This window comes from Pseudomonas gessardii (assembly GCF_001983165.1).
GTDB classification, from domain to species: domain Bacteria; phylum Pseudomonadota; class Gammaproteobacteria; order Pseudomonadales; family Pseudomonadaceae; genus Aquipseudomonas; species Aquipseudomonas gessardii.
This window is the reverse complement of record NZ_MNPU01000092.1, coordinates 1-6686: the sequence shown is the minus strand read 5'-3', so window position 1 is coordinate 6686 and position 6686 is coordinate 1. Positions and strand designations below refer to the sequence as shown.

The window sequence follows — 6686 nt, the reverse complement described above, 5'->3', positions numbered from 1 at the left end:
CAAGAACCATGCTTGCAGCACGTTGCTTGAACTCGCGGGTGTAGGTCTTTCGCTCTTGCATGGAACCTCCTGATTGGGCGAATCATATCGCCCTTAAGAGGTGTCCGGGAGCATTAGGCCAGTTCAATTGCGCTCCCGGCCAACAATGGGGCTACTCCTTGAAATAGGAGGCCAATCGAGTTGCGCAGAGAAAACGGACTGTAGGAAAACTCAACGTAGCCAAGCTGCCCAGTGATCGCATCTGGCGCAAATAAGGCAAGCTTCCTGATTCGAAGGCCGAAGAGCACGCATGCAATCGCGTGAGACATCTCATGTACCGGCCCACCAATGATTCCAGTGCTCCGATAAACAACCCAGGTCTTTGCAGAAAACCGAGAGACCAATCTACCCCAGAGAAATATCGCACCGGCCGACACAATCAAAAGTGCGAGGAAGAGGTAAATCATGCGCGCTGCCCCGCTGTTGCTTCCATCTCCCGGCGGGCCTCAGCGTGACTTTTCTGAATCACGACTTGGGTGATTGTGTTGATCACCAGGACCTTCTTCGCCCTCGTGGCTGCGACATAGAGCAAATTCAGCTCATCAATACGCTGATCGGGGGTGATCTTCTCCTTATCAAAAATGTCTGGGAAATCTTCTTCAAGGACCACCACATCCCACTCCAACCCTTTCGAACGATGGCAGGTGCTTACGATCACATCAGCGTCAAGCGGATCATCTGTTGAGTTGCGTCGTAGGGCTGCTATCAACTTCGGTATGTCCTCGTGCTCTTTGAGTATCCTGAGCATCCGGTTCATCTCGGCATCTTTAGATTCCTCAGCCGCTTCCGAAAACCCACCAAAGTCACTGAACTGCCCGAACAATCGCTTGTTGCGAATCTCCTCCTTGCGGCCAACTTTCAGATAGTAAACATCCTCAAGGTCGGCAATCTGATATGCCTCAATCCCCCCATTCCAGTAGACAACTTGACCGTCAGAGACTGCGTCAATGGCCGTCATAATCACACCAATCACCGTGCGGTTGAGAACGGTGTAGTGGCTACAACCAAAAGGCAGCGATGTCGTCACCTTGTCCCGGGCACCAAACCCAACCAGGGGACGAGTTTCCCCTTGTTGTCTGAGGATCGCATTTGCTACGCCGGCAATCATCGGACCGAACCGGAATGAATTGGTCAAGTACATCGACGCCGCTCCCTGTACGATCTGCGTATCAAGGGCGTTCTCAGCGCCCCGCCAGCGATAGATCTGCTGCCATTTGTCACCAACAAAAATCTTCCTTGCCTTTTGACCCGACACGATCGAGGCGGTGACAGGGTTGCTGTCCTGAGCCTCATCGAAAAGGATCACGTCATACGGCAATTGCGGGTAGCTCAGTTGGTAGAGTTTTAGGTAAGCATCATGCTGGCAGGGAAATTTGCTCTCGATATCGATCATTTCCTCCCAGAGTAATTGGGCATAGCCTAACGTCCGGTCAAGATGATCAGCTCCGTGCTCAGCGGCATCCTCTTCGCTGATTCCAGCAAAATAATGTGCCTCAGTAATTTCAGCATCTGCGCTCGACAGATAGGCGTTAAGCACCGCAATGGAGTCCCTTACATCTCCCCATTTTCGAGTCTTGAGCAGCCCTGAGGCGTCTGTCAGACGAATGTTCCCGAGTTTATGCTGATAGCTCTGGCCAAACTTCGGCCAGGCCAATTGGTGTGAAGTCTTACAGGTGACGTTCTTTGGAAATTTCTCTGCCCCTTCATCCCGAATCGCACGGTTGTACGCCAGATAGAGCATGCGCAAGTGGCTGTGATGGTTGGCATAGGCAACAAGCGTTGTCGTCTTGCCGCATCCGGCATAGGCCTTCACCACCAGATGGTCACCTTGGTATTCGATGATGGGGAGTTGTTCTGCGGTCGACTTCATTGAGGCGACTCCATTCTGTTTTTTGCACATTTACCGCCGTAGATAGACAGCGCTGCTAAGCACCAGAACGAAAACACGGCATCAGTCAGGTCGCCCATTGGGAGATAGCGACCAACCAGAGCTACCGGATCTGTCACCACCAGGAACGTCGCATACCCTGCAACGGCATGCATTCCGAAGGTGCGTAAGACCGCTGCGATGAGAAGGGCAAATAGTGCGCAAGACACCAAGCTATGCGTGGAGTTGGAGCTTGGGGCGAAGTGGGTACAGGCGACGACTATGCCGACCGCTACTGCCATCAAGCCAGCAGTGTGACGGCTGGATATGGAACGCAGCTCTTCGCCGCTGTGCCTGAACGTAAGAATCATGACCGCGTGCGAGCCGATGCCTGCCAGGTAGTCAATGACTGGTGATCGGCATATCGCCGGAGGATATTTTTCGCTGGGCATGTGAGTCTCCTTAGGTGAGGAGATCGTTTCATGCAGGTCGCGGGGAAAGGTCTGGTTTCGGGCGGTTTTTTGGTCTGAATTACGCAGACGCCGCCCCAGATCGGGGCGGCTAAAGGGGGCTTACTGTTTGCTGGTGAGCCTAAGTACCTTGCGTCGATCGTCCAGCCCCACCAGTTTTCCGGTTGCCCCCGCCACTCATACTCTTCATTGCAGCACCTCTGACAGCAGGAGAGAACTACTGCCAATTCGTATTGGAAGAATTAGTAAAAAACGAGATATCTCTTCCGACCTTGGTTGCAATGAATTCGAATGTTTTGCATGTATTTCGGAAGCCTGCAAGGCTCCAATCCTGCGTTTTGATCGAAAGCAAGAGACTGACTCATTTATAATCATTCAGAGCTCATCATGATCATCATGAAAATACTCAACATTCTTGTTGAGCTTTTTACACGAATTTATGAGTTGTGCTTGATATGCTTTATTCTTGAAGCCATACATACATGCTATGGCTATTTTATCCAGAGAAGATGGAGTTTTAGGCGGTTCATAATAAAACTTAGATGTGTTAGGGCGACACCTCTGCCAATGCATAATTGAGTCTTGGTCTTTTTCAGTGACGCGGACTAGCGACAAATTAGTCTCTTCGCATCCCTTTACTGGTGATTTCATTCCGACAAACTCATGTATCAATCCGAGTGCATGGCCAATCTCGTGACCTAAAACGAAATCAATTATAGTGTTATTCGGGTCTATACTTACGACACTAGGTGGGCCATTCCAGGGAAATGTAGCGCGTCCAGCAACTTCCCCCCCGGTGTCCTCGTTCGGCTTCACTGTCGCGTATGTGAAGCGAATATCGATGTCGCTATTTTCCTTAATGCATCGCCCGTCCTCGTATTGAGAGTGTGTGAAGGTGAGATTGGCGTATTGAGTCCAATCGGTCAGCATCTTGTCAATTTTTCTGACAAGTTCGTTGTGACTGTATTTATTCTGCGGAAATGAATTGCTGACACAATAAGTCAAGGTGTGACCGAGAAGTTTGTTAAACTTTATGGATCTGCCGATTGAATGACTGATGGGGTCAGACTCAGTAAGTCCGGCTCTTACTTCCACTGAATGGGAGCTGATGACTATGGTTGCGAGTAAGATGGCGAAAATAAACTGTGATTTCATTCCGTAACCCACCTTTAGTCATTCTTCCAAGCAATATTGGTGATTTTAGCATCTGAAGAGTTGTAGCTGACCGTATGAGTTGTCTCACTACTATCAATAATTGAGAGTTTGTAAGTATCTCCGGTACTATCTGTAAAATACAAATTAATGGAAGATGTAAAACCAGATTTTGGACCTTTTCCGACAACCGTTATCTCATAGTTGTAGATAGTCCCATCAATCCTGGTCAGCTTTATAGACTTAACGCAGGCTCCGCTCTTGCCCACAATCACGTCCGATATATCATTTGAACCATTTATAGAAACATAATGGCCCAATTGAAGTCCGGTTGGGCATTGTGCGTTTGAATTCTCTCCAGGAGAGTTGCAAATAAAATCATCATACTGCGCTTCGCTCATGATTTAGGTCTCTTCTCTTTCTGAGTCTGCTTTAAGGCCGCGGGCACCGGTTCACGGCTGGTGACTCTCAATCCTTGGGCCATAATTAAGAAATCATGTGAAGCCTGACTCTACTGGTCCGGCACAGCGGCGACTTCCATGATTTTCACATCCTTCCCAAAGATAATGCGTCGGCCCTTGCTCGCCGATGAACAGCGCAAGGCGTGTCATGCAAAAGAGATTAGCAGCTGATTAAAGGAAAGAAAGCCAGATGTACCCACAAGTGCGTTCAAGTGGGATTTTCCTGTATTTGCGCTCGCTGCTTTTTAAGAATTTCACCTTTATCTCGGATACCGAAACCTGACGCTTCACTCCCTTATCCGAATCGGCGGTTGCTTTTGGCGCGACGGACGTTGTAACCCTTTACCCAGCTTTTCATATCTTCGCTCGGTGGTTTGGGCTGCACGGTGCCGATCCATGCGCGATCTGGTAGCTCCTTCATGAATGCCTGGTATGCGTACTGAGCCCAACCGTCTTTTTTGCCGGTCTCACAGGCATACCCAAGCAACTCGCAGAAAGTGTGTAGTTTGCTAGTCGGCCCGAGTACTTTGCGTCGATCGTCCAGCTTCACCAGTTTGCCGGTGGCCACCGCCACCCCATCCGGTATTACGATTTCATTGCCACACTTCGGACAGAGCAAGCCGCTGAAAACAAAGCTGCACTTTTGGCAAGGCTTGGTTTTTTTCTCCTGGTCGCCTTTGTCCTGCGGACGGCGGTCAAGACGCTCCCCTTCGCCGTTGTCCATGGCGTCGGGTACCTCGTCTGTAGGCTTCCCGTTTAGCAAGAGGTTGCCAGAGTGGTCGATGATAATGCAGTCGATCTTTCCTGTTTCAGGCGAAAGCCTCAGACCACGGCCAATCATCTGGTAGTGAAGCATCAGGGATTTGGTCGGTCGCGCAATCACAAGGCAACTGGTAGACGGATCATCAAACCCCTTGATCAGCATTGCCACTGAGACCAAGACCCTTATCCTACCCGCCTTGTACTGGCGCAGGATCTCCTCAGTCTCATGCGGCGGCATGTAGCCGTCGATGTGGGCTGCGGCAACGCCCGCTTTCAAGAATTGTTCAGCAAGCTTTTTTGAGTGCTGGACGTTGCAGGCGAAAACCAGTGTTTTGCGGTTTTGACCCAGCTCTTTCCAGTGAGATACCACGTCACCAAGCAGCTTGGCGTCCCCCATCACCGTGGCGAGCTCGTCCTCGATCCAGTCGCCGTTTGGCTTCGTACTCACGCCCTTCAGCGAAGGCACGGACGGGGCATAGCACACTGTCGGGACAAGGAATCCCAGGTCAGTAAGCTCAGAAAGAGAGATGCAATTGATCAGCCTGTCAAATATGCGGCCCAGGCCACGGCGCCATGGGGTAGCACTTAGCCCGATTACTGGCACCTTGTTCCGCCGGCACCAGTTGATCAACTCAATGTGGGCTTCATGGATAACATGCGCCTCGTCAATGAGAACAAGGTGTGGCTTGTGGTGGTTGAGCATGTAGTCCAAGCGAGGGCGCAAGCTCTGGATCGTTGCTACCTGGATGGGCTTTCGATAGTCCGTCAATGGGTGGTCTGACTGAATCGCTCCCGCGACCAATCCATCTTTGTGGAACCGCTCAAGCGTCTGATCAAGTAGCTTCAGGCTGTCGACGATGAACCAGGCCTTCCGGTTCTTCGCCTGCGCGCCAGCAATGATGTGCTTGGCCACCTCTGTCTTACCGGAGCCTGTGGGGCTCATCAGCATCTGAATGGTCGCGCCAAGGCTGATGCCCTTGCGGAGTTCAAAATCCTGCTGCTGTTGGTAGGGTCGGAGTTGCATCGAGGTTTCCCGCTGAAAGAACTACAGGCAGGAAACCATTGCCTCGAAAAAACCCAAGCTAGGTGCTTGATCCACCTGATGGACACAGCCCGGGCACAGCCTGATGGAGACAGATGTTTTTTCTGAGAATGCGAGCCGATATGGACCATCCCTGAAGCCCGTATCTTGATTTGGGTTTTGCGGGTTACGTGCAAACGTAATCGTCATTGCCTGTGCTTTCGCCCAGGCGTCAATGATGGCCAAGTCAAAGGAGGCCTAGATGGATGACGTAGGAAAGGCACGCGCTCTTAGGTATGCAGAGTCGTTGCGAAACGCAAGCTGGGTTATCGATAAGGATTCAGCAAACGCACAAAATGCCGTTGGATTCTGGCTTTACTCATACAACCTGGTTGCAGGCCCCCGGCTCGTAGGCCAACTGACGTTGGACGGCTATCGAGCCATGCAGTCCGGAGAAGATCTGAAAGCACTTGGCGGGCTCCAGCCAGCCGATGTTCTCGGCGCAACCCTCACCGCCTATGACGCACTGCCCGACCAGAACCGCAATGCAGGGGAGTCACAAACCGTCATATCAGCGCTGTCCCTATACGCCAGTTCAAGTATGACCTTGCAGGCGCTGGCGCCTCTCCAAACTGGAGCACATCAGCACTTCATGGTGTTCGATTGGCTTACAGCCACCGGCAAAAGGATCTTTCGCCCGGCTGCGGCAGTCACCGGATCCGTTCTTGCTCCTGAAACTCTTGCCGAATTCGGGAACTTAGTGCTCTGCGCGCATATGTCGAAACACCGTAACCGGCCAGCAAACACACCTTTCTGACCCCACCGCCAAAGGCGATGGTGTCCACCTATTTAAGTGGACACCACTTCTAGCCTTTTAAGAGGGTCTTTCATGCAGCCACAACGCCGTTCCTATT

General features: G+C 51.4%; 6 protein-coding genes. 1 reads left to right on the top strand and 5 read right to left on the bottom strand.

The genetic code is table 11. The features are described from left to right. Positions 1 to 442: 442 nt before the first annotated feature. The 5 genes from BLL38_RS29415 to BLL38_RS29400 form a co-directional block, all read right to left on the bottom strand. A complete protein-coding gene (locus BLL38_RS29415; RefSeq protein WP_076965334.1) occupies positions 443 to 1909 on the bottom strand; it encodes a 3'-5' exonuclease in 1467 nt (488 codons plus the stop codon). Next, positions 1906 to 2358: a hypothetical protein gene (locus BLL38_RS29410; RefSeq protein WP_076965333.1), complete on the bottom strand. Its 453-nt coding sequence runs from the start codon at positions 2356 to 2358 to the stop codon at positions 1906 to 1908. Before BLL38_RS29410 ends, BLL38_RS29415 begins: the two co-directional genes overlap by 4 nt. Before the next feature lie 393 nt (positions 2359 to 2751). Continuing rightward, the gene (locus tag BLL38_RS29405) at positions 2752 to 3531 is read right to left on the bottom strand and encodes a matrixin family metalloprotease (protein WP_076965332.1); all 780 of its coding nucleotides are present in this window, start codon (positions 3529 to 3531) and stop codon (positions 2752 to 2754) included. Between the two features lie 14 nt (positions 3532 to 3545). After that, the gene (locus BLL38_RS30960; RefSeq protein ID WP_130898287.1) at positions 3546 to 3929 is read right to left on the bottom strand and encodes a hypothetical protein; all 384 of its coding nucleotides are present in this window, start codon (positions 3927 to 3929) and stop codon (positions 3546 to 3548) included. 355 nt (positions 3930 to 4284) lie between these two features. Next, positions 4285 to 5775: a DEAD/DEAH box helicase gene (locus tag BLL38_RS29400; protein WP_076965331.1), complete on the bottom strand. Its 1491-nt coding sequence runs from the start codon at positions 5773 to 5775 to the stop codon at positions 4285 to 4287. A 259-nt stretch (positions 5776 to 6034) separates the two neighbouring features. Here BLL38_RS29400 and BLL38_RS29395 point away from each other — a divergent pair, with 259 nt between their 5' ends. Then, positions 6035 to 6589: a hypothetical protein gene (locus tag BLL38_RS29395; protein WP_076965330.1), complete on the top strand. Its 555-nt coding sequence runs from the start codon at positions 6035 to 6037 to the stop codon at positions 6587 to 6589. The last annotated feature ends 97 nt before the right edge of the window (positions 6590 to 6686 follow it).